At 47.2% G+C, this 26,986-nt stretch carries 24 protein-coding genes and 1 other RNA gene; 3 read left to right on the top strand and 22 right to left on the bottom strand.

The window, feature by feature from the left end; all coding sequences use genetic code 11:
- Positions 1-356: 356 nt before the first annotated feature.
- The 14 genes from ACUTVW_RS25945 to rpoE all read right to left on the bottom strand — a co-directional run bounded on the left by ACUTVW_RS25945 (position 357) and on the right by rpoE (position 13,827).
- The gene (locus ACUTVW_RS25945) at positions 357-626 is read right to left on the bottom strand and encodes a pro-sigmaK processing inhibitor BofA family protein (protein WP_445648371.1); all 270 of its coding nucleotides are present in this window, start codon (positions 624-626) and stop codon (positions 357-359) included.
- A gap of 48 nt (positions 627-674) precedes the next feature.
- Positions 675-950: a DUF2508 family protein gene (locus tag ACUTVW_RS25950; RefSeq protein WP_445648372.1), complete on the bottom strand. Its 276-nt coding sequence runs from the start codon at positions 948-950 to the stop codon at positions 675-677.
- Positions 951-1,147: 197 nt separating this feature from the next.
- Positions 1,148-1,747: a recombination mediator RecR gene (gene recR / locus ACUTVW_RS25955; RefSeq protein ID WP_434748544.1), complete on the bottom strand. Its 600-nt coding sequence runs from the start codon at positions 1,745-1,747 to the stop codon at positions 1,148-1,150.
- Between the two features lie 35 nt (positions 1,748-1,782).
- Positions 1,783-2,094, bottom strand: a complete 312-nt coding sequence (locus tag ACUTVW_RS25960) for a YbaB/EbfC family nucleoid-associated protein (RefSeq protein WP_366291911.1) — start codon at positions 2,092-2,094, stop codon at positions 1,783-1,785.
- Positions 2,095-2,155: 61 nt separating this feature from the next.
- Entirely contained in the window at positions 2,156-3,901 is a 1,746-nt protein-coding gene (dnaX, locus tag ACUTVW_RS25965; RefSeq protein ID WP_445648373.1) for a DNA polymerase III subunit gamma/tau, read from the bottom strand.
- A 176-nt stretch (positions 3,902-4,077) separates the two neighbouring features.
- Positions 4,078-4,345: signal recognition particle sRNA large type (gene ffs, locus ACUTVW_RS25970), an RNA gene on the bottom strand.
- A gap of 151 nt (positions 4,346-4,496) precedes the next feature.
- A complete protein-coding gene (rpmE, locus tag ACUTVW_RS25975; RefSeq protein WP_017691286.1) occupies positions 4,497-4,694 on the bottom strand; it encodes a 50S ribosomal protein L31 in 198 nt (65 codons plus the stop codon).
- 103 nt (positions 4,695-4,797) lie between these two features.
- Complete coding sequence (locus tag ACUTVW_RS25980) at positions 4,798-6,072, bottom strand: radical SAM protein (RefSeq protein WP_445648374.1); 1,275 nt, start codon at positions 6,070-6,072, stop codon at positions 4,798-4,800.
- A 133-nt stretch (positions 6,073-6,205) separates the two neighbouring features.
- Positions 6,206-7,531, bottom strand: coding sequence for a transcription termination factor Rho (gene rho, locus ACUTVW_RS25985; RefSeq protein ID WP_434748547.1), 1,326 nt, complete (start codon positions 7,529-7,531; stop codon positions 6,206-6,208).
- 497 nt (positions 7,532-8,028) lie between these two features.
- Positions 8,029-9,282 (bottom strand): UDP-N-acetylglucosamine 1-carboxyvinyltransferase, encoded by a 1,254-nt coding sequence (locus ACUTVW_RS25990; protein WP_445648375.1) that lies wholly within the window; start codon positions 9,280-9,282, stop codon positions 8,029-8,031.
- A gap of 147 nt (positions 9,283-9,429) precedes the next feature.
- A complete protein-coding gene (gene fba, locus ACUTVW_RS25995; RefSeq protein WP_434748549.1) occupies positions 9,430-10,284 on the bottom strand; it encodes a class II fructose-1,6-bisphosphate aldolase in 855 nt (284 codons plus the stop codon).
- Positions 10,285-10,545: 261 nt separating this feature from the next.
- A complete protein-coding gene (locus ACUTVW_RS26000; protein WP_090924863.1) occupies positions 10,546-10,932 on the bottom strand; it encodes a response regulator in 387 nt (128 codons plus the stop codon).
- A 225-nt stretch (positions 10,933-11,157) separates the two neighbouring features.
- The gene (locus tag ACUTVW_RS26005; RefSeq protein ID WP_445648376.1) at positions 11,158-12,762 is read right to left on the bottom strand and encodes a CTP synthase; all 1,605 of its coding nucleotides are present in this window, start codon (positions 12,760-12,762) and stop codon (positions 11,158-11,160) included.
- A gap of 492 nt (positions 12,763-13,254) precedes the next feature.
- Positions 13,255-13,827: a DNA-directed RNA polymerase subunit delta gene (gene rpoE, locus ACUTVW_RS26010; RefSeq protein ID WP_445648377.1), complete on the bottom strand. Its 573-nt coding sequence runs from the start codon at positions 13,825-13,827 to the stop codon at positions 13,255-13,257.
- Between the two features lie 479 nt (positions 13,828-14,306).
- Here rpoE and ACUTVW_RS26015 point away from each other — a divergent pair, with 479 nt between their 5' ends.
- A complete protein-coding gene (locus ACUTVW_RS26015) occupies positions 14,307-15,461 on the top strand; it encodes a S8 family peptidase (RefSeq protein ID WP_445648378.1) in 1,155 nt (384 codons plus the stop codon).
- Positions 15,462-15,652: 191 nt separating this feature from the next.
- Here the strand turns inward: ACUTVW_RS26015 and argS are convergent, their stop codons facing one another.
- The 5 genes from argS to ACUTVW_RS26040 all read right to left on the bottom strand — a co-directional run bounded on the left by argS (position 15,653) and on the right by ACUTVW_RS26040 (position 21,361).
- Entirely contained in the window at positions 15,653-17,332 is a 1,680-nt protein-coding gene (gene argS, locus ACUTVW_RS26020) for an arginine--tRNA ligase (RefSeq protein ID WP_445648379.1), read from the bottom strand.
- Entirely contained in the window at positions 17,329-17,754 is a 426-nt protein-coding gene (locus tag ACUTVW_RS26025) for a DUF1934 domain-containing protein (protein WP_445648380.1), read from the bottom strand. Before ACUTVW_RS26025 ends, argS begins: the two co-directional genes overlap by 4 nt.
- Before the next feature lie 401 nt (positions 17,755-18,155).
- Positions 18,156-18,458: a DUF6171 family protein gene (locus tag ACUTVW_RS26030; protein ID WP_445648381.1), complete on the bottom strand. Its 303-nt coding sequence runs from the start codon at positions 18,456-18,458 to the stop codon at positions 18,156-18,158.
- Positions 18,459-18,461: 3 nt separating this feature from the next.
- Positions 18,462-19,943, bottom strand: coding sequence for an alpha-N-arabinofuranosidase (locus tag ACUTVW_RS26035; RefSeq protein WP_445648382.1), 1,482 nt, complete (start codon positions 19,941-19,943; stop codon positions 18,462-18,464).
- A 215-nt stretch (positions 19,944-20,158) separates the two neighbouring features.
- Entirely contained in the window at positions 20,159-21,361 is a 1,203-nt protein-coding gene (locus ACUTVW_RS26040) for a WD40/YVTN/BNR-like repeat-containing protein (protein ID WP_445648383.1), read from the bottom strand.
- Positions 21,362-21,686: 325 nt separating this feature from the next.
- Between ACUTVW_RS26040 and ACUTVW_RS26045 the strand changes: the two genes are divergently transcribed.
- Positions 21,687-21,818 (top strand): hypothetical protein, encoded by a 132-nt coding sequence (locus ACUTVW_RS26045; RefSeq protein WP_445648384.1) that lies wholly within the window; start codon positions 21,687-21,689, stop codon positions 21,816-21,818.
- 391 nt (positions 21,819-22,209) lie between these two features.
- On the opposite strand, the gene speB is transcribed toward ACUTVW_RS26045, so the two are convergent.
- Both speB and speE read right to left on the bottom strand, forming a co-directional pair.
- Positions 22,210-23,079, bottom strand: coding sequence for an agmatinase (speB, locus tag ACUTVW_RS26050; RefSeq protein ID WP_434748559.1), 870 nt, complete (start codon positions 23,077-23,079; stop codon positions 22,210-22,212).
- A 14-nt stretch (positions 23,080-23,093) separates the two neighbouring features.
- Positions 23,094-23,921, bottom strand: a complete 828-nt coding sequence (speE, locus tag ACUTVW_RS26055; protein ID WP_445648385.1) for a polyamine aminopropyltransferase — start codon at positions 23,919-23,921, stop codon at positions 23,094-23,096.
- Positions 23,922-24,180: 259 nt separating this feature from the next.
- Between speE and ACUTVW_RS26060 the strand changes: the two genes are divergently transcribed.
- Positions 24,181-26,259: a transglycosylase domain-containing protein gene (locus ACUTVW_RS26060; RefSeq protein ID WP_445648386.1), complete on the top strand. Its 2,079-nt coding sequence runs from the start codon at positions 24,181-24,183 to the stop codon at positions 26,257-26,259.
- A 188-nt stretch (positions 26,260-26,447) separates the two neighbouring features.
- Here ACUTVW_RS26060 and ACUTVW_RS26065 read toward each other — a convergent pair whose 3' ends face one another.
- A complete protein-coding gene (locus ACUTVW_RS26065) occupies positions 26,448-26,951 on the bottom strand; it encodes a YwhD family protein (protein WP_445648387.1) in 504 nt (167 codons plus the stop codon).
- Positions 26,952-26,986 lie beyond the last annotated feature (35 nt).

Below are 26,986 nucleotides of genomic sequence, written 5' to 3' on the forward strand. Positions count from 1 at the left end.
CTCCAATAAAGTATTGAAAAGAGCGATAAGCTCATTTTGAATCTGACGAGATAAAAAATCTCTTTTGTGCTCTAGTCGATCCAAGCCAAGGCTTGTCTCATACTTTCGCGTTCATTCTGCAAGCAGAATGCTTACTCACTCGTTGTTCAGTTTTCAAAGATCAAACTTGTTTTTTGTCACCATTTTGTCTCAGCGGCGACTTTTATAATATATCATACTCTGTTTGTTTCGGTCAAGATTTTTTTGAAATTATTTTTCAAAATTCGCAGTGAACTTTGTTCGTTTCAAGTAAAGCCTGTAACCAAGCAAGCAAAGCAACGAGATATAATGTACCATATATGTTTCCCAATAGTCAACTACCCAAACAAAGAAAACTTCAACCCTAACAATAGACCCACGCCAGGTAGACCTAAAACAGTTACCGTACCTACCGTTACAGGGTTTAATGGGATATACAATCCCGTTACCCAACCAGAGTAATTTACAATGTAGATTCCGGCAGCAGCCAATACCAGATGAATTCCGATCGATGTAAAGATGGATAATCCTATTCGTTTTCTAAACAAAACAATGACTAGCGCCAACAAAGATGCCACCAATATACTTCCCAGAACAATGCTCTTCATAATCATCACCTCCAACTGTAAAATGAAACACCCTTTATACACACCGCACTAAATGCTAACCCCTTGCTTCGTAGTAGCCATATCCAGCCCAATTAACCTTTTCGCCCGTTTTAAGTGAATTTGATATTTCCTCTCTGCCGCTTCAAGCACATAGATGGCATAATCAATCTCGTCCTCTCCCAGCGCGTCTTCAAACTGTCTCATCGCGCGTTCCCACTCCTGCTTAGCCTTCTGTACATCAACATAAATCTGCTCCGCCTCCAAATCCGCTAACTCTCTTTCCCGTTTCTCCCCCAGCCTTTGCGTTTTACGCCACATCAACATAAATCCCCCTCCTTTTCTTCCACACAGCACATTCTCATACATATCAAGAAGGGGACAAACTTAGAACTCGGACTTCTGTTTTTAACGCAAAAAAAAGAGAGAGCTCGCGGCTCTCCCCTTTAGTTACAATCGATTTGCACATTTAGTTTTTTCAAAAGAAATTACATCCTTATCACGCTGAAAGACAACAATGACCTTTAGCGCATTTCCCTGCGACCTTCCAACGCTTTCGAGAGTGTAACCTCATCCGCATACTCCAGATCTCCGCCCACAGGCAGTCCATGGGCAATACGGGTCACACTAATCTCAAATGGACGCACAAGACGGGAAATGTACATCGCTGTAGCCTCACCCTCAATATTCGGGTTCGTCGCCAGAATCAATTCTTTAACCCGTTCATCGCTCAAACGCGTCAACAGTTCTTTCAAACGTATATCATCCGGACCGACTCCCTCCATCGGAGAGATTGCCCCCTGCAATACATGATAGTATCCATCGAATTCCTTGGTGCGTTCCATAGCCACCAAATCTTTCGAATCTTGAACTACACAGATGACAGAACCGTCTCTCGACTTATCCTGACAAATCCGGCAAGGGTCCGTATCCGTAATATTACAACACACAGAACAATAATGAAGATTACGCTTCACACTGACGAGTGCTTTGGCAAAATCAATAACGTCATCTTCCTTCATGTTAAGCACATGAAAAGCTAAACGCGCCGCCGTCTTTGGGCCCACCCCCGGAAGACGGGTGAAGGCATCAATCAGCTTGGCTATCGGTTCAGGATAATACAATCGGTTGTGTCTCCTTTGGACAGGATCAAGTTAAATTAAAATAACCCCGGAATATTCATGCCGCCTGTAAATTTGCCCATATCCTTATTAGCAATCTCATCTGCTTTGGCCATAGCATCATTAACGGCGGTCATCACAAGATCTTGAAGCATTTCAACATCTTCTGGGTCTACCGCTTCAGGCTTGATGGTAATGGAGAGCAGTTTTTTATGTCCATTTACTTCAGCTGTTACAACTCCACCGCCAGAAGTCCCTTGGACTGTTTTGTCCGCAAGCTCCTCCTGCGCTTTCAACATCTGCTCCTGCATTTTCTTCACTTGTTTCATCATTTGGTTCATGTTATTCATATCCGTCATCTCCTTTATTGTGGTTATCTCAACTTATACACACTACATTTATTTCATTACACTACTCTTTAATGACTACAAGATCCTCGCCAAATAACTGAATAGCTTCATCAATCCAAGGCTGCTTATCGCCTGAAGCACCATCTTCATGCTCAGGTTCAAGCTTAAAATCCTCCTTTGGCGTCTCAGAAGCTCCTTCCATCGCGCCAGTCCAATCTCTGAGCATCATCGTCACAAGTCGCGCCTGACGCCCGAGCTGTTCGGAAAGCACCCGCTCAATGACATCACGATTCGCCTGCTTCTCTGTTGTTTCACGATGGATGTTGTTTTTGAAAGCGACCAGTACATTGTCTTCGAGCAGCGAAACCGGCTCTCCATCCATAAACCAGGCATGAACCGTAACCTTCTCTTCTTTAACACGCTGAAGAATCTGGCTCCACTTTTTGCTGATCTCCGCGAACTCCGGAGACCCTTTGCGCGCAATATATTGATCCAAATTTGCCGGCAGCTTCACCGGGGTGTTAGCCCTGGACATTGGTGCGCGTGTTGCTGGTCGAGCAGGAGCACTTGAAGCCCCCTCTCCACCCGGCAAACCGCTTTTGAGCGCCCGGTCAAGCTTCTTCTCGAGCTCGGTTAGCTGTTGCTTCAGCCGATTGATCTCTCCGGCATCAGCTTGTGCTGATGAAGATGTTGCCCCAACTGATACAGCCGCTCCACCTGAAGCCGGGATACTACACAGTTTAAGCAGAGCCACCTCAAATAATGTCTGCGGTTGAACTGCATATTTCATCTCACTCTGGTACCGATTCAGCGTATCGATCATCTGGAACAACTGTTCCTTCGTGAAAGATTCCGCCATATCTCGAAACGATTCCGGATTCAGCACTCGATCCGTCAGCTTGTCCGCATCCGGTACCATCTTAATCATCAGCAGATCCCGGAAGTAATAGAGCAGATTCTCCATGCACTTGTCCGCACTTTTACCCTCATGCATAAAGCCTTCAATCATCTGTAAAATATGACCGACATCTCCTTTGAGCAAGGAGGCCGCGAGCTTGGCAAATTGCTCCGAGGCAATACCACCGGTCATATCCATAACCTGCTGATACGTTACTCGCCCATCGGTAAATGAAGAGATTTGATCCAGAACGCTGAGCGCATCCCTCATCCCCCCATCAGATAAACGGGCAATGTACTGTAATGCATCGTGATCCGCTTCCATACCTTCCTGTTCACAGATCAAAGTCAGTCTAGCTGTCTGCTCCTCCAGGGATACTCGGCGAAAGTCAAATCGCTGACAGCGCGATATAATGGTAGCCGGCAAACGATGTGGTTCTGTCGTTGCCAAAATAAACATCACATGCGGCGGCGGTTCCTCCAATGTTTTGAGTAAAGCATTGAACGCCTCTGTCGTCAACATGTGTACTTCATCAATAATATAAACCTTCTGCCGGACTTCGGTTGGGGCATATTTCACCTTTTCCCGAAGATCACGGATCTCCTCGACGCCCCGATTGGAGGCAGCATCAATCTCCTGCACATCCATGACAGCGCCGTTCGTAATTCGGCGGCAAGCCTCACATTCGTTACAGGGCTCAGTTGCAGGTCCGCGTTCACAGTTTACAGCTTTGGCCAATATTTTGGCCGCGCTTGTCTTCCCCGTCCCTCGGGGCCCGCTAAACAAATAGGCATGGGAAGTCCGCTGCTCACGAATCGCGTTCTGCAAGGTCTGAATAATATGTTGTTGTCCCACCATATCCTGAAACGACTGAGGACGCCACGCCCGGTATAACGCGATATGCTCCATGATGCGTTACCTTCCTTCCACTTCGCATTCGAGTCCGTTGTCGTCACCCCATTATACTATATTCCAGGATGAATCCAAACTTTATCTGACACATTTCATGCGCTGTTTTTTAACATATCAAAAAAGACCCCTGCACTCATACTGCTGCAAAGGTCTCTACATTTTAAAAGATTAAGCCGTGCACCTGCTATCGATATTTGCGATCCAAGCGGCACCCCTGAACAATAGCTCGGGCTAGGCAACCCTCCGGCACAAGAGTGATCTCACTTATGGCTGCTTCCTTCCGGACCTGACCAGGTTCATGAGTACTCATTGCGGAGGACCCAACCGTCAACACCACGTTCAGGGACCAAACCTCACATCGACAAAACCTCTAACAGGAATTCAACCTCGCTATAGCGGATTGCGAGTTACAGGGCACCGCTACCTCCCCGTCTAGCACGGTAAGAAATAGTATAACGTAAGGCAGTCCAAAATGCAACCGGCCGGAACCTGGAAATGATACACCTCTCTGTATAAGTAACTAAAAACCCCTGCCGAAATAGCAGGGGTGATTGAGATACAATAATTAGACAATCCACAAGAAATTGTGCTATTAGATTCCGTATTTCTTTTTGAAACGATCTACACGGCCGCCAACATCGATAAACTTCTGTTTACCTGTGAAGAACGGGTGGCACGCGGAGCAAATCTCTACACGAAGTCCGTCTTTAACCGAACCAGTCTCAAAAGTATTACCGCATGCGCAGGATACTTGACCAATCGTGTAATTAGGATGAATTGCTTCTTTCATTACCTTTCACCTCTTTCCGCCCTGAGCCTCAAGCGGACCCAGAGTAAATGGCACAACACAGCAGATTATAACACGGCCTAAACCCTGTTGCAATCTAATTCATTCAAGAGGTGATCAGCTTTTTGGGACGAGCCATCCCTGCCGGTGGAACATGAGTATATGACCCAATGACAACATCAGGCAGCTCTTCAGCAAAGATCTCCAGCATCTGTTTCATACCCAGAATATCACCCTGTGCCGGGGGAATCAATCCAAGATAACTCTCGGGGTCAATATTCAAATTGCGCATCTGGATCAAACGAAGATTTGTACGGCGGGCAAACTCAACCATTGCCTCAATCTCTTCCTCACGATCGGTTACACCCGGGAAGATTAGATAGTTGATGGATGTGTATACGCCCTGCTCCGCAGCATACTTCATGGATTTCTCTACATTAGCCAGAGTGTATCCACGTGGTTTGTAATATGCGTTGTAATGATCATCCAGTGCACTGATCGTACTTACACGCATCAGATCAAGGCCTGCGTCCACAATGCCGCGGATATGATCATTCAAACCAGCATTAGTGTTGATGTTGATATACCCCATATCCGTAATGGAGCGCACTTCCCGAATAGCCTCGATAATCAGCTTGGCCTGTGTGGAAGGCTCTCCTTCACATCCCTGTCCGAAACTAATAATGGATTCCGGTGTTTTGAGATGCTCCAGCATTACTTCAACGATCTCATCCACACGTGGGCGGAAATTCATCCGTGTCTGCGGTGATACAAAACCACTGTCATCCGGCTGTTCGGAGATACAACCGAAACAGCCAGCATTACAAGAATACGATACAGGAACGCCGCCTTCCCAGCGGTTCAAGAACGTGTTGGAAGAAGTAAGACACTCATATCCAAGTGCACAATTGGACAGGTGGGTGTACAAACGATTTTCCGGGTACTTTTCGGTAAACCGTTTCACACCGGAACGTACATCGTCACGATCACAGTTCATCGGGTTCCATTTCTCGGGAATATCGGATTGAGAAGCGGTAACGTAGAATCCCCCATCTTTCCATACGACGGCCGAATAACCGAACAAAGGCAGCTTGTATTCCTTATCTGTTTTCACGTAACCGGGCAAACACAGGCGTGTGAATCCTTGCGGCAACAATGCGCCTACGGCCTGTGTATCACTTGGCAGCGGTAGCATCTCGCCCGTATCCGGGTCCATACCAATCGGCCGGGTACTCGGAAGCCCAACCAATGTTGCGCCTTCCGGCAGAGGAATCAACTCATCCTCCATAATCTCCACGATCATATCTCCACTGCGGGCAAGCCCGTAAAGGGAAGGATGATCAAATACATTACCTTTTTCATCTGCGTATACTAAATACATGATGTTCTCCTCACATATATTGGGTTAAACCTAACGACGATTGTATTATCATGCGGCTACATTGCAGGTCAGCCGCGAGTGGTATTACAAATTATCCATGGTCCCATGTGGTAACGGGATGCAAAGAAAAACGTTAATTCGACGTTCCCGATGTAGCCGTTTGTCTCGGGGAGCGACGAGTAGTTGTTGTTCCTGCATTGCTGGAAGGACTGTTACCAGCCGCATCAAACGCAGCCAGGAACTCGGCATTCGTTTTACTGTTCCGCAGTTTCTTCAGGAAACCTTCAACGAAGTCATGCGAATCATTCATATTTTTACGAATGGCCCAGATCGTATCCAGCTCTTCTTTGCTAAGCAGTACCTCTTCACGGCGTGTACCGGAACGGCGAATATCGATGGCAGGGAAAATACGGCGTTCAGCCAATTTGCGATCCAGATGAAGCTCCATGTTTCCCGTACCTTTAAATTCTTCATAAATGATGTCATCCATACGTGATCCGGTATCAATCAGCGCAGTCGCCAAAATGGTCAAGCTGCCGCCTTCCTCCACATTACGAGCAGAACCGAAAAAACGCTTCGGACGATGGAATGCCGCCGGATCAATACCACCGCTTAATGTACGTCCAGATGGCGGAATCACCAGGTTATATGCCCGAGCCAGACGTGTAATGCTGTCCAGCAGAATAACGACATCCTTTTTGGCCTCAACCAAACGCAGGGCACGCTCTAGTACCAGTTCTGCTACCTTGATATGGTTTTCTGGCAACTCATCAAACGTGGAAGCCACAACTTCCCCTTTTACCGAACGAGACATATCCGTTACTTCCTCTGGACGTTCATCAATCAACAGGACAAAAAGTTCAATTTCGGGATTGTTAGTTGAGATGCTGTTGGCAATTTCTTTGAGGAGAAGGGTTTTACCGGCTTTGGGAGGTGCTACGATCAATCCACGCTGTCCCAAACCTACCGGGGCAAGCACATCCATGATACGTGTGGATAAATGGCTCGGGGATGTTTCAAGAACCAGTTTTTTCTGCGGGTACAGTGGTGTTAATGCCGGGAAGTGAAGTCTCTCTGCAGCCGCCGATGGATTCTCACCATTCACAGCGTTGACTTGCAACAAACCGAAATATCTTTCATTTTCCTTTGGCGTCCGGCATTTACCCGACACAAGGTCACCCGTTCTTAGATCAAACTTGCGAATCTGCGAGGCCGAAATATAGATATCTTCTGTACTTGGCAGATAGTTAATTGGCCTCAAGAAGCCGTAACCTTCTGGCAAAATCTCAAGCACACCTTGCATAAACATTAAACCACTTTGTTCCGCTTGTGCACGGAGTATAGCAAATATTAATTCTTTCTTTTTAAGGGTCCCGTAATAAGGAATCTGGTATTTTTTCGCCAGCTTATATAGGTCCGTTAATTTCATTTCTTCTAAATCGGCAATCTGTAGATCCATATAATAACCACCTATTCAATTAATGAGTCCGTGAAATGGATAGTTTCGTTAGCTATACAAGCTATAGAGCGCAGTTCATACCCACAATCTCTTCTGTCCATTGTACGGAATGTAACCGTTAAAATGCAAATACTTGTCTTGGTGTGTAAGTTTCCGGGTGGAATGGCCATAACATGGCATGATCCGCTAATGAGTGAACTCCTAACATGGGGCGATCGATCCGGGAAGACCGGCTATGGCGCGCAGGTTCAAACAAATCCGGGGATTGGAGAAAGGGAATGATTTTCAAAAAAAATATACGGAATGATGTTCATAAAGCCTTATGATGTTTATTTCAAAAAAAGACCCTCCGGAACAAGAACTTGTTACAGTCCATCATATCCGGAAGAGACTTTAAAATCCATTAGAATAGTTTACCCAATTCTATTAAAGGATATGCAGCACCATTATAAACACGCTTCAAGCGAGATGTATACGATGCTGCTCCCATGAAACTGTTATTCGGTTTCCCGCCACACGTCCGCACCAAGCAAACGCAGATTGGTCACCAAGTGATCGTAACCACGATCAATAAATTCAACACCCGTCACCTCGGTAACACCCTCACTGACGGTAAGCCCAGCAATGACCAATGCCGCGCCGGCACGAAGATCAGATGCTTTCACTTTAGCAGCATTCAGTGCACTGCCTTCAATAATGGCTGATCGGCCTTCTACACGAATCTTGGCACCCATACGAACCAGCTCAGGCACATGTTTGAACCGATTGCTGTATACAAAATCGCTGAGTACACTCACACCCGTTGCCTGAGTTAAGACACTAGTCATTGGTGACTGAAGGTCGGTTGGGAATCCTGGGTATACCAGTGCTTTCACATCAACATGACTGTACTTCGGCTGTCCAATAACACGAATGCTTTCGTCCAGTTCCTCGATACTCACTCCCATCTCCAGCAACTTGGCTGTTAAAGCCTCGAGATGTTTAGGAATGACATTATCAATGAGTACATCCCCGCGCGTCGCCGCTGCGGCGATCATATACGTACCCGCCTGAATTCGGTCGGGAATGATGGAGTGACGACAGCCCTTAAGCTCCGAAACCCCTTCGATTCGGATCGTTTCCGTACCCGCACCCTTGATGCTGGCACCCATGGAATTCAAAAGTGTTGCTACATCTATAATCTCAGGCTCTTTAGCCGCATTTTCAATAATTGTAGAGCCTTTGGCACGAGTGGCCGCCAGCATAATGTTGATGGTTGCACCAACACTGCTTACATCAAGATATATTTTAGCTCCGCGCAGCTCTTTGGCATGCAGATGGATGGAGCCATGTTCATTGGTTACTGTCGCGCCAAGCGCTTCGAACCCTTTGATATGTTGATCAATCGGACGAGGCTCAAAATTACAACCTCCAGGTAAACCTATTGTTGCTTCTTTAAAACGTCCAAGCAGTGCCCCCATCATATAATACGAAGCACGAAGCTTCTTCACGGGACCGTTCGGCATGGGAATTGATTTAATATTGGAAGGATCGATTTTCATCTGACTGCCTTCCCAAGTTACACGCGCTCCAAGTTCCTCCAAAATTTCCGCATAAACTGCCACGTCACTGAGTAACGGCAAGTTATCCAACACGACCTCTGACTCGGCAAGCAATGCTGCAGGAATAAGTGCAATGGCGCTGTTTTTGGCGCCGCTTATAGTTACAGTTCCCTGTAACGGACGTCCGCCGCTAATCATCAATTTTTCCATAAAGCTTAATGTCCCCCTACGTGTTTTGCAGCCGATGAACGGCAATACGTGCTGATGGCTAACGATGTAGAAATAAGGTGTGAAAATGGAAAGACACCGGCTAGGCGGTGTTCTTCCATTTCACAGTATGGAACTCGTAAAGATAAATTACGCTTTGTTGTTGGAACCGAACTCACGAATCTTACCTTTAACCGTTTCTTTAATTGCTTCGCGGCCTGGTACGATGAATGTACGTGGATCGTAAGCATCCGGTTTAGCAGCAAGCACTTCACGAACTACTTTTGCAAAAGCAATTTGGTTCTCAGTGTTTACGTTAATTTTGGATGTTCCCAGGGAGATTGCTTTATCGATATCGTGTTTAGGAATACCTGTACCACCGTGCAATACGAGTGGAACTTGTACCGCGTCACGAACTTCTTCCATTTCTTTGAAGCCCAGGTTAGGCTCACCATGGTAAGGACCATGTACGGAACCAAGAGCTGGTGCCAATGTGTCGATACCCGTTTCTTTAACGATACGGATACACTCGTTCAGGTCAGCATACATGATACCGCCAATAACGTCGTCTTCTTGTCCGCCTACAGTACCTACTTCAGCTTCTACAGAAACGCCTTTAGCGTGAGCATATTCAACTACTTTTTTAGTCATTTCGATGTTCTCATCGATAGAATGATGCGAACCGTCGATCATAACGGATGTAAATCCAGCATCGATCGCTTCTTTACATTTGTCGAAGCTTGAACCGTGATCCAGGTGGATCGCAACAGGTACGGAAATTTTCATGTCGTGAATGAGTCCTTCTACCATCTTAACTACAGTGTAGAAGCCACCGATATGACGCGCTGCACCTTCGGATACACCCAGGATTACTGGGGATTTTTCTTCTTCAGCGGCAGCAAGAATCGCTTGAGTCCACTCAAGGTTATTGATGTTGTATTGACCAACTGCATATTTTCCTTCAAGTGCTTTGTTCAACATGTCTGTCATAGATACTAATGGCATGGTTTCAATCCTCCTAGGGGTTTGGGTTGTGTCTATGGTTTTTAGCCGAAATCACATACGGGCTTATTATACCACATCCCATATCAAATACTAAACAAGCATTTGCAAAAATGCTGTGCTTTGCAGCACAGTTTTCAGAGATACGGCATGATGACGTCACCATTTTCAATATTCCCTACAGAAACAGGTGAAATACCCCATTTTCTCATGATTACACACAGACTGGTGAATGACTAAAAAAAAATCCTGTGTCTACAGGATTTAGCTGCACTTGTTCGCTGCACCATTGCGGAGTTGCATATTAACAGCCACACGCATCTCATCAATATCAAACGGTTTCGTAAAATGCATAAGCGCACCAAGATCGGTAGCTTCCTTAATCATGTCAAGTTCTCCATACGCCGTCATCATAATTACCTTGATATCCGGGTCAATCTCCTTGATATGCTTCAGTATTTCAAGCCCATCCATCCCCGGAATTTTCATGTCCAGCAAAACCAGATCCGGCTTATCCTTATTGACGATTTCGAGCGCAATTTTGCCGTTCGCCGCCTGAAATGTGTTATACCCTTCGCTGCTGAATACTTCCATCAGTAGAATCCGAATACCATTTTGGTCATCGACAATCAGAACTTTTTTCTCTTCCACGCTGTAACCTCCTAGAATTAGGAAAGCATATACACATTGTATCTGGATAACTATCCCATAGTCGTCATGATAAGTATTCTACCTCTTCCATTTAAATCCTCCTGTGATCTCAAATTGACAAAATATAATTCAGTCCACTTTTTTCCAAAATAAAAGGATGTTTCAGCCGCTTACCAGCAGCTAGAAACACCCTTCAATGCTTAATTTTTGAACAAACGGATTACTTTATTTCTCTGCATTCTCCAGAGAAGCTTTTACGAACTCACGGAACAATGGCTGCGGACGATTTGGACGGGAAGTGAATTCCGGGTGGAACTGCACTGCCAGGAACCAAGGGTGTCCCGGAAGTTCCACAATCTCAACCAGACGTCCGTCCGGTGAAGTACCGGAAATGACAAGACCCGCTTTTTCAATCGCTTCACGATATTCGTTATTGAACTCGTACCGGTGACGATGTCTTTCATATACCAATTCATCATCATAACAAGCCATCGCCAAAGAACCTTCCTGAAGCTTACAAGGGTACAGCCCCAGACGCATGGTTCCGCCCAGATTTTCGATATCTTTCTGTTCAGGCAACAGATCGATAACCGGGAATTCAGTAGCCGGGTTGATCTCGGAACTGTTTGCACCGTTCAATCCAACGATGGAACGCGCATATTCAATGACGGAAACTTGCATACCAAGGCAAATCCCGAAGAACGGAATATTCTTCTCACGAGCATAACGGATCGCAGATACCTTACCTTCAATACCTCTGTCACCAAAACCTCCAGGAATGAGAATTCCGCCAATGCCGTGAAGCAGGTCGCCTACGTTTTCGTCGGTAACATCCTCAGAATGAATCCAGCGAATTTTCACATCCGCATTGGAGGCAAAGCCTGCATGAGACAATGATTCAACAACACTCAGATAAGCATCATGCAGCGCTACATATTTACCAACGATGGCAATCTCAACTGTACGCTCCAACTTGTTGATCCGATCAACCAGCCCTTCCCACTCGCTCATATCCGGTGCAGGAGTAGTCAGTTTAAGGTGGTTTACCACGATCTCATCCAGACCTTCTTCGCGAAGGTTGAGCGGTACTTCATACAACGTGCTCGCATCGCGGCATTCTACTACAGCATTTTCATCGATATCACAGAAGAGTGCGATTTTGGCTTTCATGTCCTTGGACAACTCATACTCTGTACGGCAAACGATAACGTTTGGCTGGATACCAATACTCCGCAATTCCTTAACACTATGTTGTGTTGGTTTTGTTTTTACTTCGCCAGCAGCTTTGATATATGGAATCAGCGTAACGTGAATGTACATCACGTTGTCACGCCCTACATCACTCTTAATCTGACGGATCGCTTCCAGGAATGGCAAGCTTTCGATATCGCCCACCGTGCCGCCAATCTCTGTAATAACGACATCCGAACCCGCTTCACGCCCAGCGCGGAATACACGCTCTTTAATCTCGTTGGTGATGTGCGGAATGACTTGAACTGTACCGCCCAGATACTCTCCGCGACGCTCTTTGCTGATAACGGAAGAGTACACTTTACCTGTCGTGACATTGCTGTTTTTGGAGAGGTTGATATCGATAAAACGTTCGTAGTGACCAAGGTCAAGATCCGTTTCTGCACCATCATCTGTTACGAATACCTCACCATGCTGATAAGGACTCATCGTTCCCGGGTCAATGTTGATGTATGGATCGAATTTTTGAATCGTTACCTTGAGTCCTCTGTTCTTCAGCAGTCTGCCCAGCGAGGCTGCCGTAATCCCTTTGCCCAGGGAGGACACAACTCCGCCCGTCACGAAAATATACTTTGTCACTGTTATTACCCTCCTAATATAAGTACAGAAATTCAGGCGATATATGGTGTTATCGTAACCCGTTTCCCAGGTAATCATCGTTAAAAAGAGCAATGGCAGAAATTAACTGCATCTGCAAACTGCTCTTTCCACCGAAGACGGCTTGAACTGCACATCGTTCCTGACAAAAATAATGCAAACTTTCCGGGAGCCTTCATCCACGCTTGTCCCCAAACCGATCATTGCTTAAGGGTCCCATTTTCTTGTTTGAACATACAAAAAAACAGGCCGAAAAGGGTTGGCCGGGAACAGTCGGAAAAGTAATCGTTTGACATCATTCTGTCTCTAAAAATACAAAAAGAAAGTACTCCCGCAGGACGGGGCACTTTCTCTAAAAAACATAAATATATTCTCGCTCATTCATAAGCCCATGCAATAGTTTACCCGTTACCCCGCCTGCTGTCAAGGCTGACTGTCGGGGAAAAACGGGTAAATGTTAGACACCAAAAAAGACTACCCTTTATCGGAATCGTCAGCAAATTCGTCCTCGTCTTCGGACTCTTCATCGTCTTCATCGAGGTCTTCATCTTCCAGATCGTCATCTTCAACCAAAACTTCTTCTTCGCTGTCGTCTTCGTCAAAGATATCATCTTCATCTTCATCTTCGTCTTCATCTTCGTCTTGATTGTCTTCTGTGGTGTCGAAGTCTTCATCGCTGTTGTAGCTGTCTTCCTCTTCACCAAAGTCTTCGTCTTCCAGATCATCATCTTCATCGTTGATGATACGCGGACGCTTCGCACCCGTCATGGAATCTTCCGATCCAGCAACCGGATACCAGCGTTTCAATCCCCACAGACTTGTACCGACGCATGCAAAACGGCCATCGATATTAATTTCAGTATACAGCTGGGCAATATACTCGTTGATCTCTTCATCCGTCATTCCGCGCTGCTTCGCTACCTCATTCATCAAATCCCGGTAGTAATACGGCGTGTTGGCCGCTTTCAGCACCATAAAGGCAAGATCCACCAAAGGGATCTCTCTCACCTTTTCTTTATCAATTTTCAAATTGAGTGAGGTACTCACTGAAGACACTTCCTCTCACACATAATTCACTTTATATCCCCTGCAAACTGGAACGTTACGTATAACATATCCATTAACAAACCTAAGTAAAACCTATTTAGCGTTAAAAAGCAAGTTTTTCTGTAAGCATGTCCCATATTTACACACCATATTTTTATCCATATCCCGATCCACTCATTTCAATGGACAAAATGAACATAAGACAACTAATAACAATGGTGATCTCTAGAAAAAGCTAAACAGAAATCATATGTAAAAGACGGAGTCCCCTCCGCCTTCTGACTGTATACCCTTGTAGGATTGCTCCTCACCAGGTTCCCCGCAAGAGCCCTCTAGCTCTCCATCCATCATATGTACCTGCGCCTGTTTTGACACGAAGAGAATGTGTTTTTGTAAAAAAAGGGCAAGTTCCCCATGCGCCGGGATGAACGCATTCATAGAATACCTCAGCATGTTCATCCCGAAGGGGGCAGCCCATAATGGACTATACCGGTTTATTACATCAGTTGATTGACGGAATGAGATGCCCCGCGCCTGAACACGGGGGACGTTATCTGATTCGGTTCACCAAACCGCAGCAATACGAGGCCTGTCTCGTTGAGTTATCCCGAATGCGCAATGAATTTAGCGATCTGGGAGGCGTTCGGGCCTCCCGGCTTGCCAGAACCCTCATTGCCCCTATACAAAGCCCGGAAATGTTGTATCGTTACGGAGATGACATCACGGTAGAGGAAGACAGCCCTGTCTCACTTCATTCGACTGCTCTCCACAACAAACCAAGTACGCCTCAAGGTGTTCCTTGGGGAGTGAAACAGATTCGTGCCCCCAAAGTATGGTCTGTTTCAACTGGACACCGGATCAAAATCGGTGTTATTGATACAGGAGCTGATTACCACCATCCTGATCTGCGTTATTCCCTTGCCCGTGGCATCAATCTCCTGAACCGAAGCCTGCTTCCCCATGATGACAACGGACATGGTACTCATATTGCGGGCACGATCGCCGCTGCGAACAGCACGGAAGGAATGATCGGTGTTGCCCCGCGTGCTTTGATCTACCCGGTCAAAGCATTTGATCACAACGGATCTGCTTATGTTTCCGACATCGTACTTGGCATTGACTGGTGTGTACGCAACAAGGTCAATATTATCAATATGAGTTTTGGTATGAAAACACGCAGTAAATCTTTGCTTGATGTGGTCAACCGCGCATATCATGCCGGTATCGTCATCGTAGCCTCGTCAGGAAATGACGGCAAACGCCGCAGTATCGATTACCCTGCTCGATATCCGCAGACCATCTCTGTCGGTGCAACCGACAAAAACAGACGTATTGCTTCATTCAGCAATCGTGGGGCTTATGTGGATGTCTATGCCCCTGGCGATAAAATTGTGTCCTCCTGGGTGCAAGGCAAGCACCATGAGATGAGCGGCACATCCATGGCAACCTCCCATGTCAGCGGCGCAATTGCCCTACTGCTCGCCAGACATCCCGGCTTGTCTCCGGCCGAGATCAAGTTGCTCGTGAAGCGCGCGACAGTTCCGCTGCGTGCCCGCAAAAGCACCACCGCGAAGAGCAAAATCCGCGGTGGCGAGATTGACGCCCTCAAGCTGATGCAGGAGGGCGGGGGATAAGCCGGCGGGCGCTGCAAGCCGCCGGCGCCTGTGCTGCTGCGCAATGGATGCCGGCAGATGCCGGGCATGCCTTGCGCAGCAGGCACAAAAAAGTCTCCATGCCCCGCGCGCAAGCAGCTGCTTGCGCGGGGCATGGAGACTTTTTTGTGCCTTCGGCCAATCGGCATGATGCTGCCGCGTGGCCGAAGGGGTTACATTTTGTCTGGTGCGGATACGCCCACCAGACGGAGCGCTGTCGCGATGACGGTGCGAACGGCACCGATCAGCGCCAGGCGCGCCTGGGTCTGCTGCGCGTCTTCCGTAATGACGCGCTCAGCCCGGTAGTAACTATGGAACAGGGATGCCAGTTCGTAGACATAACGAACGATGCGGTGCGGCGCATAACCTGTAGCAGCTGCCGCAATCTCTTCAGGCAACTCGCCCATTTTGCGAAGGAGGTCATACTCGTGCTCTGTTGTCAGCTTAGACAGATCAATCTGTGCCAGCGGCAGCAGCTCGATGCCTTGCTCTTCGGCTTGACGATACACACTGCACACGCGCGCATGTGCATATTGCACATAGAACACAGGATTTTCATTGGATGTCGAAATCGCCAGATCCATGTCAAAGTCCAGATGGGAGTCCATGCTGCGCATCGTGAAGAAATAACGGATGGCATCAATGCCCACTTCATCCATCAAGTCTTCCATCGTTACCGCTTTACCCGTACGTTTGGACATTTTCACTTTCTCGCCGTTCTGGAACAGACTGACCATCTGCGCAATCAAGACAACCAGTTTGTCCGGATCGTTACCCAGCGCTTGCATTGCTGCCTTCATACGCGGGATATATCCGTGGTGGTCCGCTCCCCATATGTTGATCATCGTGTCATAACCACGGGAGTATTTATCGCGGTGATACGCAATATCTGGTGTCAGGTAAGTATACGTACCGTCGTTTTTGATCAGTACGCGCTCCTTGTCATCACCATATTGCATCGTTTTCAGCCAGGTTGCGCCATCTTTTTCATAAATTTCGTTGCGATCACGCAGCTCGTCCAGCACACGAAGCACTTCACCGTTATCATACAGTGATGTTTCGCTGAACCAGATATCAAAATTCACACGGAAACGATTCAGGTCACGTTTGATCTTGTCCAGTTCTTTCTCCAGACCATAGTCACGGAAATACGCCGCGCGATCCCCTGGATGCATGGACAGCAAGCTGTCTCCTTTTTCAGCAACCAATTCCTTCGCAAACCCCTTAATGTCTTCGCCGTGGTAGCCATCTTCCGGCATTTCAGCATCTTGACCAAGCTCTTGCAAGTAACGCGCTTCAATAGAACGCGCCAGGTTAAACACCTGGTTCCCTGCATCATTAATGTAATATTCACGTGTTACATCATAACCTGCGTAATCGAGAATGTTGCACAATGCATCCCCTACAGCTGCACCACGGGCATGACCCAAATGCAGACTGCCTGTCGGGTTGGCACTAACAAACTCCATCTCAACCTTTTTCCCAGCTCCAACATCGATTTTCCCGTAATTCTCGCCTTGCTCATGTACCAAGTTAAGAACGGGATAGAGATAGCTCTTGTCCAATTTAAAGTTGATGAATCCAGGTCCGGCAATCTCCGCCTTCTCAATTCCGGCTTCTGCAAGATTCAGGTTAGCAATGATCTCCTCAGCAATCTGACGAGGGTTACGCTTGGCAATCTTGGTCAACTGCATCGCTGCATTCGTAGCCAGGTCGCCATGTGACTTCTCGCGAGGAACTTCAAGTGTAATTGCTGGAACTTCCTCTCGTGTTACAATACCGGCTGCCACAATCGCGTTGCCGATGGCTGTACTTACCCGTTCGTTAATGGTGTCTAGTGGATTACGTGTCATGAATTTGGTTCCTCCTGTATATGCAAACTAATCGCAAAATGTCCGGCTTCTTCATCAAAGCGGTAAAAGTCGTAGCTCCACGCTGCGCGTGCGCTTAATCCCTGAATGGAAAGTTCCAGCTTCTGTGTATGCGTGGACAGGGCAAACGACATATATGGTGAACGGTAGAAACCCGGAAGCTTACGGTTCAATTCGAACGTCTGCTCCGATTCCACCTCACCATGACGTATAATCTTGATGGATTGTCCGCCCAGCTTCAATGTTGTACGGGTCATGCCTCCCTCGGGTCCTGCCTGTGGTTCTTCGTAACGGACATACAAGTATGTCCCCTTGGCCACGGCTTCGCCCTGCATTTCCTGCAGTACATCTTCCCCTTCATAACGGCTGTGCAGCCGGATCTGAACCGGTCGCATCTTCGACATGAATGTTAACCTCCATTATATTCGAGGCGACGCAAAATCAGGATGGCCGGTGAGAACAGCCCTTCCTGAATGATTGTGTCGCTATACACGCTCATATTCCGAATAACTTACTCCTCTACACTCTACTGTATAACTATATCCAGTTCACCCGCTCAATTCAAATCCAATTTCAGAGTTTTTTGTTACGGCATCAAAAAGAAGAGCCGCACCGGTATCGTGCAGCCCTCCCTCACTTCGCATCTATCTCATTAGCTCGCTTCGTTCTCTTGCTATGTTGCTTTATTCATTTTGTTAGCTTCGTTCGTTAAGCTTGCTCTCTTACTTCATTATAAGGAAACGTTTTTAGGCGATATAAAATAATACGCGTTTACCCGGATTTACACGGAAACGCTTCATTCGTATCATGCCCACTGTGATGCATATGGATAAGGACATGTAGACTCGGCCAGTTTAGCACGTACGGGCACCAGACAGCCGCAATGACGGCACGTTGTTCCGTACTGCAGACCCGGACAGGCTGAGCAGATGGCAAGGCGGCGCTCATACTCATCGTCTTCTACCGTTGCACGTGAGCGTGCAGCAATCTCCACCAACCGGGCCATTTTGGCATCGCTGATGTGAATATCATATTGCTGGTTGCAGCCCTTACATGGTTCATCTCTTACCACACTTAGCCGTTGTTGTTCAAAACCTGAGGACTTCATGACTTAGCCCTTTACAGCAACCACACCAACGGAAGCCGGAGGTAACACAAAACGTAATTGATTACTCTCCAGAACAAGTCTCTCCCAATCTACAAGCTGTACCTGATCAGGCTGTTCGAATGTATTAAATGCCCCAAAATCAGCATGATGGAGAAGCTGCCCCGACACACTCGCTGCCTGACCTGCCTCTAGCTCGCATACCACTTCAAGCTCATCCGTATGACTCAGATTACACGCCGTCACATGAATAACCCCGTCTTTGTTGCGGGATGCAGACAAACTAAGCTGCGGAATCGTCTCTTCTCCAAACGTATATCCCGGGCTCTCATAACTGAGATCCAGCCGCTGCGCATCCATATGAACCTGATACATATCGAACACATGGTACGTAGGTGTCAGAATCATTTTGTCCCCTTCCGTGAACACAAGGGATTGCAGCACGTTCACGATCTGAGCCAGATTGGCCATCTGTACCCTTTTATTATGCTGATTGAAAATGTTCAGGTTCACTGCTGCAAGCACAGCATCCCTCATTGTGTTCTGCTGGTAGAGGAAGCCGGGATTGGTTCCCGGTTCTACGTTGTACCATGTTCCCCATTCGTCTACGATAATGCCAACTCTACCTTCCGGATCATATTTGTCCATGATCTCGGAGTGCTTCACAAGCAATTCATCCATAAACAGCGTTTTCTTCAATGTGGTAAACCATTCAGCCTCTCCAAAACCGGTAGCGTTCCCCTTGTCTTCCCACACACCTGTTGGAATCGTGTAATAATGAAGACTGATCCCATCCATGAAACGGCCAGCTTCTCGCATCAACACTTCCATCCACTCATAGTTGCTGTCGTTAGGGCCACATGCAATTTTATAAACTTGATTCCCTGAATAATTACGTACATATGTAGTGTAACGGCGATATTCATCCGCATAATACTCCGGGCGCATGTTGCCGCCGCAGCCCCAGTTCTCATTGCCCACGCCAAAATACTTCAGCTTCCACGGTTCTTCACGGCCGTTCTGCTTCCGCCAGTTCGCCATGGGAGACTCACCGTCAAACGTAATGTACTCCACCCATTCTTGCATTTCCTGTACAGTTCCACTGCCAAGGTTACCGCTGATATACGGCTCTGTATCAAGCAGTTCACATAATCTCATGAATTCATGTGTACCGAAGTGATTGTTCTCTTCCACGCCGCCCCAGTGTGTATTGACCATGCGTGCACGCTTGCTTTTGGGACCCACGCCATCTTTCCAGTGATACTCATCCGCAAAACAACCGCCCGGCCAGCGAAGCACGGGAATGTTCAACTTCTGAAGCGCCGTAAGCACATCGTTCCGAATTCCTTCCGTATTCGGAATAGGTGAGTCTTCTCCTACCCATAATCCTCCGTAAATACAACGTCCCAAATGCTCGGAAAAGTGACCATATATATTACGATTTATTAATCCTTTATCTGAATCAGACCTTAAAATAACATTAACCATTATTCCAACCTCCTTGAAATATGTTGTCACCGCTTACAATAACCTGTTTCGAGACAGGTTTCAACCCTTTTATTTCCTAAAGAAAAAGCCCTTTTCCATATTTAATCTCAGGAAAAGGGCTTATTTGTGGCTATATCACTCCGATCCACGCAAAAATTTCATATGAATCGGTTATATATTGAATTTATACATTTGTTATTTCAACCCAAAATTCTTTACTCCTGATCTGAGTGGAATGAAATTTTGGATAACCATGTCATTCCACCATCTGTTGTCTCATAAACAGAAGGTGTATTCCCACTTGTCACAACAAGCCAGCCAGTCTTAGCTGCCGGGAACGAGATACGGGAGCTGGTTCCTGGCGCTTTCAGATCGATATTTTTCCACGTGGAACCTGCATCAAAGGAACGTCCGATTCCAATCTTGTCCGCTGCAGGTGAGCCAGCCGAGAGGTAGGCAGTTTGGTTGCCAATCAGTGCCATGTTGCCCGGATGTCCACCAGGATTAGCCGGGCCGCTCCCTTTCCCCTCCATATTGGCGCCCGGTGCCGGCCCCGCTCCTGCTGTCGATTGAGCAAAAACCTGTCTCCAGTGCTTTCCTTGATCACCACTTGCATAGAGAGAGTAGGATTGCTGGGACATCCCTGCGTCTCCATATAGGATAGCCCATACTTGAGAGCCGCTCGCATACAGGTCAGCTCCGTTCCATGTAGCTGATTTAACCACAAGAGTCATAGTCCAGGTCTTGCCTCCATCACTCGTCTTCTCAAGCTTATAGCCCGATCCAGGTACAACTACAACAGCATATCCCAGCTTGTCTGTAGTGAACGCAGCAGCCCTCGTGTTGGCTGGCGTAGCTATTTCACTCCATGTCACACCGCCATCGGCAGTTCGATACGCACCGTTATAGGTGTACCCGTAGCCCGTATTTTTATCCATAAAATCAATTTGCTTGAATGTTGGAACACCCGGAGTGTCAAGTCTTTTCCAGTGTGAACCCCCGTCTTCCGTGCGAATGAGATATGTTGCAGAAGAATTTTTCGTTCCTGCAAGTGCATAGCCGTTAACATTGTCCGGAAAGTTCAACTGTTTGAATTGCCACTGCCCGGTATAGATAGGTTGCCAGGTACAGCCTGCATTGGAGGTACCGATCAGGAACCCTTGACCTGCAGCTCGTCCAGTGTTCGGAGTCAAAAAGTCGATATCCGTGAATTGTAGCTTCTGCTCTTCCACGCCACTGCCCTTTTTCAATTCTGATGTCAGTCCATGATCCCTTTTGCCACATGTTGCGGATGAAGATGCTGCGCTGGCATCAGGTAACGTATGTGCTAGCCCCATTCCCCATGTCAGAGAGAGTGATAAGGCTATTGTACCAACCCGCTTCCATGTTTTGGTGTTCTTGATTGTGTTCATTCTCATCGGTAACACCTCCTTCTATCGTTTTACCCCAAATCGCGCATCATAACGTAACAATTCAGGTAAACGCAGATGACAATTTTGCAAGAAAAAAACCACCTTTACCCATGATGGAGTTCATCTGGTTAAAAGTGGTGCTGCAATAAATGATGTAACCCGGTATATATTCATAGACCGAGTGTTTATATTTTTGATAAACGATCTCAACATACATCTATTATATGATAGAGAGGTGGGAACGTATGTGCTATAATTAGAGGTATGGACTTTTGATTGAGTGTGGATGTTTTCTGATCACGGCGTTGCAGTCCGAAAGGGGGTGACGTCGATGGTCAAACTTGTGGCGTTGCTTGATGTAATCCGGTGGATTGCTGCGATCCTCAGCATTGTGCTGAGTGGACGAAGGCTTTACCGTTGGTTGCGCAAAAAGCTTCGGAACAAGCGAAAACCCACCTCATAAGGTTGCACGCCTGACGGTGGGTTTCGCTTGAAAAGCAATATTTAATTCTTGCACGCCGTGGCACTCCACAGCCTTTCGGGTCCTAAGAGTCATTATCGCGCCAACGATAATGACTCTTTATTTAGTATATGGTCGAACCCGCAGACCCTATACTTCACGACCACAATATATTAATTAATATATTACTAACACTTCTGTTTCCAGTATAACATAGCCGAAATCATAAGTTAAGTTAACTTAACTTAAACTTCCAACCTAGCATAATTCATTTTTATCGGCCACCATCCTGCTATAAAAACAAAAACTCGCCTGCACAGATGTTCACATCTGCACAGACGAGGATTTCATACTCGCTTTATACGTTTAGGTGTATTCAGTATTGCAAAAATATTTACTTCACGAACCCAAGCAGCATTTCACGAATCAACTTGGCAGCCACAATCTGTGTCTGTTGCGTCGGGTCATAGATCGGTGCTACTTCCACCAAGTCACAGCCCACAACGTTCACATCCGATCCAGCGATCATGTGAACAGCTTCAAGCAGCTCTTTGGAAGTGATGCCGCCTGCTTCTGCCGTTCCGGTACCCGGCGCAGCAGATGGATCAAGCACGTCAATATCGATGGTTACATAAACCGGACGATTGCCCATTTTCGGCAGAGCTTCCTTCATTGGAGCCGCTACTTCAAACGGGTAGAAGTTAATATTCTCGCGACCATACTGGAATTCCTCACGGGAACCGGAACGGATACCGAATTGATAGATATTTTGACCGCCCATCAGCTCAGCTGCTTTGCGCACAGGTGTTGAGTGAGACAGGGGCTCACCTTCATAGTTTTCACGAAGGTCTGCATGTGCATCAATGTGGATCAGGATCAGGTCCGGATATTTCTTGTACATCTGTTGGATCACCGGCCAAGTCACCAGATGCTCGCCGCCAAGGCCGATTGGGAACTTGTCATCTGCCAGCAGGCTGCCAATGTATTCATGGATAACCTCGAGGCTGCGTCCTGCGTTGCCGAATGGCAAAAGCAGATCTCCAGCATCAAAATAGGTCATATCCACGATGCTTTTATCCAGATACGGGCTGTACTCTTCAAGTCCAACCGATGCCTGACGGATATGAGCCGGGCCGAAACGGGAACCCGGGCGGAAGCTGACAGTGTAGTCCATCGGCATGCCGTAGATGACCGCTTTCGAATTTTCATAATCCTCAGAGCTACAAATAAATACGTTTCCTGAATAAGCTTGATCCAGTTTCATTCTTCATTTCCCCTTTATTTCGTTAAATCTTCCACGAATTTTGGAAGTACAAATGCCGCTTTGTGCAGACGCGGAGAGTAATATTTCGTATCCATCTCCGGAATTTGAGTCTCGTCCACCTTAAGTGGATCATGCCTTTTGCTGCCCATGGTAAATGTCCATAGACCACTTGGGTAGGTTGGAATATTACAGCCGTACACATGTACGATCGGGAAGATTTCTTTGACGTCTTTGTTCACCTTCTGGATCAGATCCGCCTTAAACCAAGGGTTGTCCGTCTGGGCAACGAAGATTCCGTCTTCTTTGAGTGCTTCATAGATCCCCTGGTAGAATCCGCGCTCAAAAAGCGGAGCAGCCGGGCCTACAGGTTCTGTAGAGTCTACGATAATGACATCGTACTCATCTTTATGTTCAATAATATGCATGTAACCATCGTTAACGAGCACTTCAACGTTCGGCTCATCGAGCTTGCCGGCAATTTCAGGCAAATACGTTTTGGAATGTTCAATCACTTTACCGTCGATTTCGACGAGAACTGCTTTTTCTACAGCCTCATGTTTGATGACTTCTCGGATTACACCGCCGTCACCACCGCCAACCACCAGCACTTTTTTCGGATCAGGGTGAGTATTCAAGGCTGGATGTGCCGCCATTTCATGATATACAAACTCGTCCTTAACCGTTGTCATCACCATGCCGTCTAATACAAGCATGTTGCCGAATTCTTCGGTTTCAACCATTGCAAGGTCCTGAAAATCCGTTTGCTCCGTGACGTAAGTCTGTTTAATCTTAGCGGTTATTCCGAACACAGGGGTCTGCTTTTCTGTAAACCACAATTCCATGATCGCTACCTTCTCTCCGTAAAAGTAATGAGTGATCATTTTAAAATGCATAATCACTGGTTTGTTCGGCCACACATGCTTTAGTATGTTGTACCGAACCCTACCTTTTCATTACCCTTTTGCATTATACGCGATAGACGATTCAACTGTAAAACGGTTTTCAGGCGAAAATGGACTATAATTTGTTCACTTCGCAGACCCATTGAATATCCCGGTTACTCCAGTCCCATACTGGAAAGAAAAGAGAGGAGCCCGTTCCATGAACAAGTCCAATACCCAGACCCGCAAACGCGGGTTCCGTATACTCCAAATCATCAAATATCTATCCATACTTACGGCGCTCGGCCTGATTGCCACAGCTGCTATTTTGGTATATCTATATGCAACCAGCCTGCCCCTCGCCGACTCCGACCGAAACTCCAGACTGTTAGACAGTCAGGGTGAGGTCATCGCCACCTTCTCTGCTGGCGGCAAGGAGTCAATCCCGGTTCAACTGCAGGAAATTACCCCGGATTTGGTGAACGCCACACTGGCCGTAGAGGATCGCAAATTTCGGCAGCATTTCGGCTTCGACATTCAGGGCATGGGGCGGGCAGTTCTCGTCAATATTCAGCACATGCGGATGTCTCAAGGAGCAAGTACACTGACCCAACAGCTAGCACGAAATCTCTACCTGTCCCATGAGAAAACATGGACACGTAAAGCCAAAGAAGCGATGTATACCGCACAGCTTGAGATGAAGTATAGCAAAGATGAAATTTTGCAGATGTACCTGAATGAAATCTATTACGGTCACGGTGCTTATGGCATCGAAGCAGCTGCGCAGATGTATTTTGGCAAATCAGCCAAGCAGCTCGATCTGGCAGAAAGCGCTATGCTCGCAGGTATCCCGAAGGGGCCGACTTATTATTCACCCTATAACCATATGAAAAATGCCAAGGATCGGCAGAAGATCGTGCTAAAAGCCATGGTTGAAATGGGGAACATTACGCCCAAGCAAGCAGATACCGCTTATGAAGAGATGCTGAAATTCAAACCGGAGGGCGAGCGTAAGACGGTGGAACATGCCCCTTATTTTCGTGACTATATTCGAAATCTTGCGGTGAAGGAGCTGGGCATCAGCGAAGCGATGCTGGATCATGGCGGGCTGAACATCTACACCACGCTGGATTTACGTGTACAGAAGGCTGCGGAAATAGCCGTTGCCAAAGGGATGGATGCCAAAAGCGAGCTTGAAACGGCTCTCGTCTCCATCGATCCGCGCACCGGATACATTAAAGCTATGGTTGGCGGCAAAAACTACCGTACCAATCAGATTAACCATGTGCTGGCAACCACACGTCAGCCGGGATCAGCCTTTAAACCGATTATGTATCTGGCTGCGCTGGAATCCAAACAACTTACCAGTGCATCCATTTTCAACAGCCAGCCTACGCTGTTTCATTATGATAATGATCGCAAAACTTACAAACCCGGCAACTTCGGTGATAAATACCTGGGCGAGATCGATCTTCGGCAAGCCATCGCTGCGTCCGATAATATCTATGCCGTGAACACCATCATGAAGATTGGCCCTGAACAAGTCGTGAGCATGGCTCAACATCTCGGCATCACAAGTAAACTGAGCCCGGTGCCTTCTCTTGCACTCGGCACTTCGCCTGTCAGTCCGCTGGAGATGGCTTCTGCCTTTTCTGTTATTGCTGCTGGAGGACAACGGACGCCGCCTATAGCTATTTTACAAGTAACGGATGCGGCTGGCCGGATGCTGTATGAATCCCCTCAGACCCAAACAGAAACGGTGGTTGAACCGGCAGCAGCCTATGTATTAACCCGTTTGATGGAGAGTGTCTTTGAGAACGGAGGCACGGGCAATCGGGTATCTTCCACAATTAAACGCCCGGTAGCGGGCAAAACGGGAACGACGAATACCGATGCCTGGCTGGTCGGATTTACCCCTGAACTGTCCACCGCCGTATGGGTGGGTTACGATCAGGGCAAAGCGATCTCGACATCCGATGGTCGCCGCGCCGCCCCAATTTTCGCCGAGTTTACAGAACATGCCCTTGCCAGCGTACCGCCCAAGATCTTCTCCGTACCTGATCAGGTCGTGAGTGTCTACATTAACCCAGGAACCGGAAAACTTGCAGGCAATGGCTGTGAAGAGAAGCGGCTGGAAGTGTTTATACACGGAACGGAACCTACGGAGGTGTGCCGGGGCGAGGCGGAGAAACTGGATGCCGCGCAAGATGAAAAAGCTCGTGAGGCACAGAATCAAAAAGGAGTTCAAGAGCAGAAACATTCCTGGTGGCGTGATTTCAAACGCTGGTGGGTGGAGTGACGCATATACGTGATGACTTGTTTGCGTCATGAAGCCTTATATAATAATGATGCCATTTACTAAATGGACCATCTTATAAATATACAGATGAGTGTATAGAGGCTTCGCCACATCATCACTTAGATACGAAGCAAGCCCCGAACCCAGAACTCTGGATCGGGGCTTGCTTCGCTTTGTTCCCTTTTACCCTAGGCAAGTGCCTCTTTCAATTCATCCGGTGATGCATTCCACCACTCTTCATTATGGGAGATCAGTAGAGTCTTCAGCGCTGCTCTGTCTTCTGGCCCCAGTTCATCCAGCATAAATCGGCGTTTCATCGCATAATCCATCCGGTTGACGTGATCCGCAAGCAACTTCCATCCCCGCTTGGCTTCCGTATCAATCCACATCTCACATGCCGTTGCTCCGCCATACAACTGTCCTTGCTCTGTACGATCTACAGCGACCCATACCAACCATACTTGGCGTCCATTTGGAACATCTTCACGATTGGTTGAAAATTTGATGCCCCGTTCCACTTTACTCTTCGCGTGCATTGCACCAACGTCGATTTTAGCTTCACCCTGATCAATGATGACTGGTGAGAGGTTGTTCAGATCAATGGAACCTGCACCGAAGCCTTTATGTTTGCTCTTAGCACTAACGATATTCAAGGCAATCTGTTTCTTGCCGTTTTGCTCATTTTGGTCCATGTTCATAGCCTCCAAGAGTTGATATAAATATTTTA

It is taken from the genome of Paenibacillus sp. TSA_86.1 (assembly GCF_052691815.1).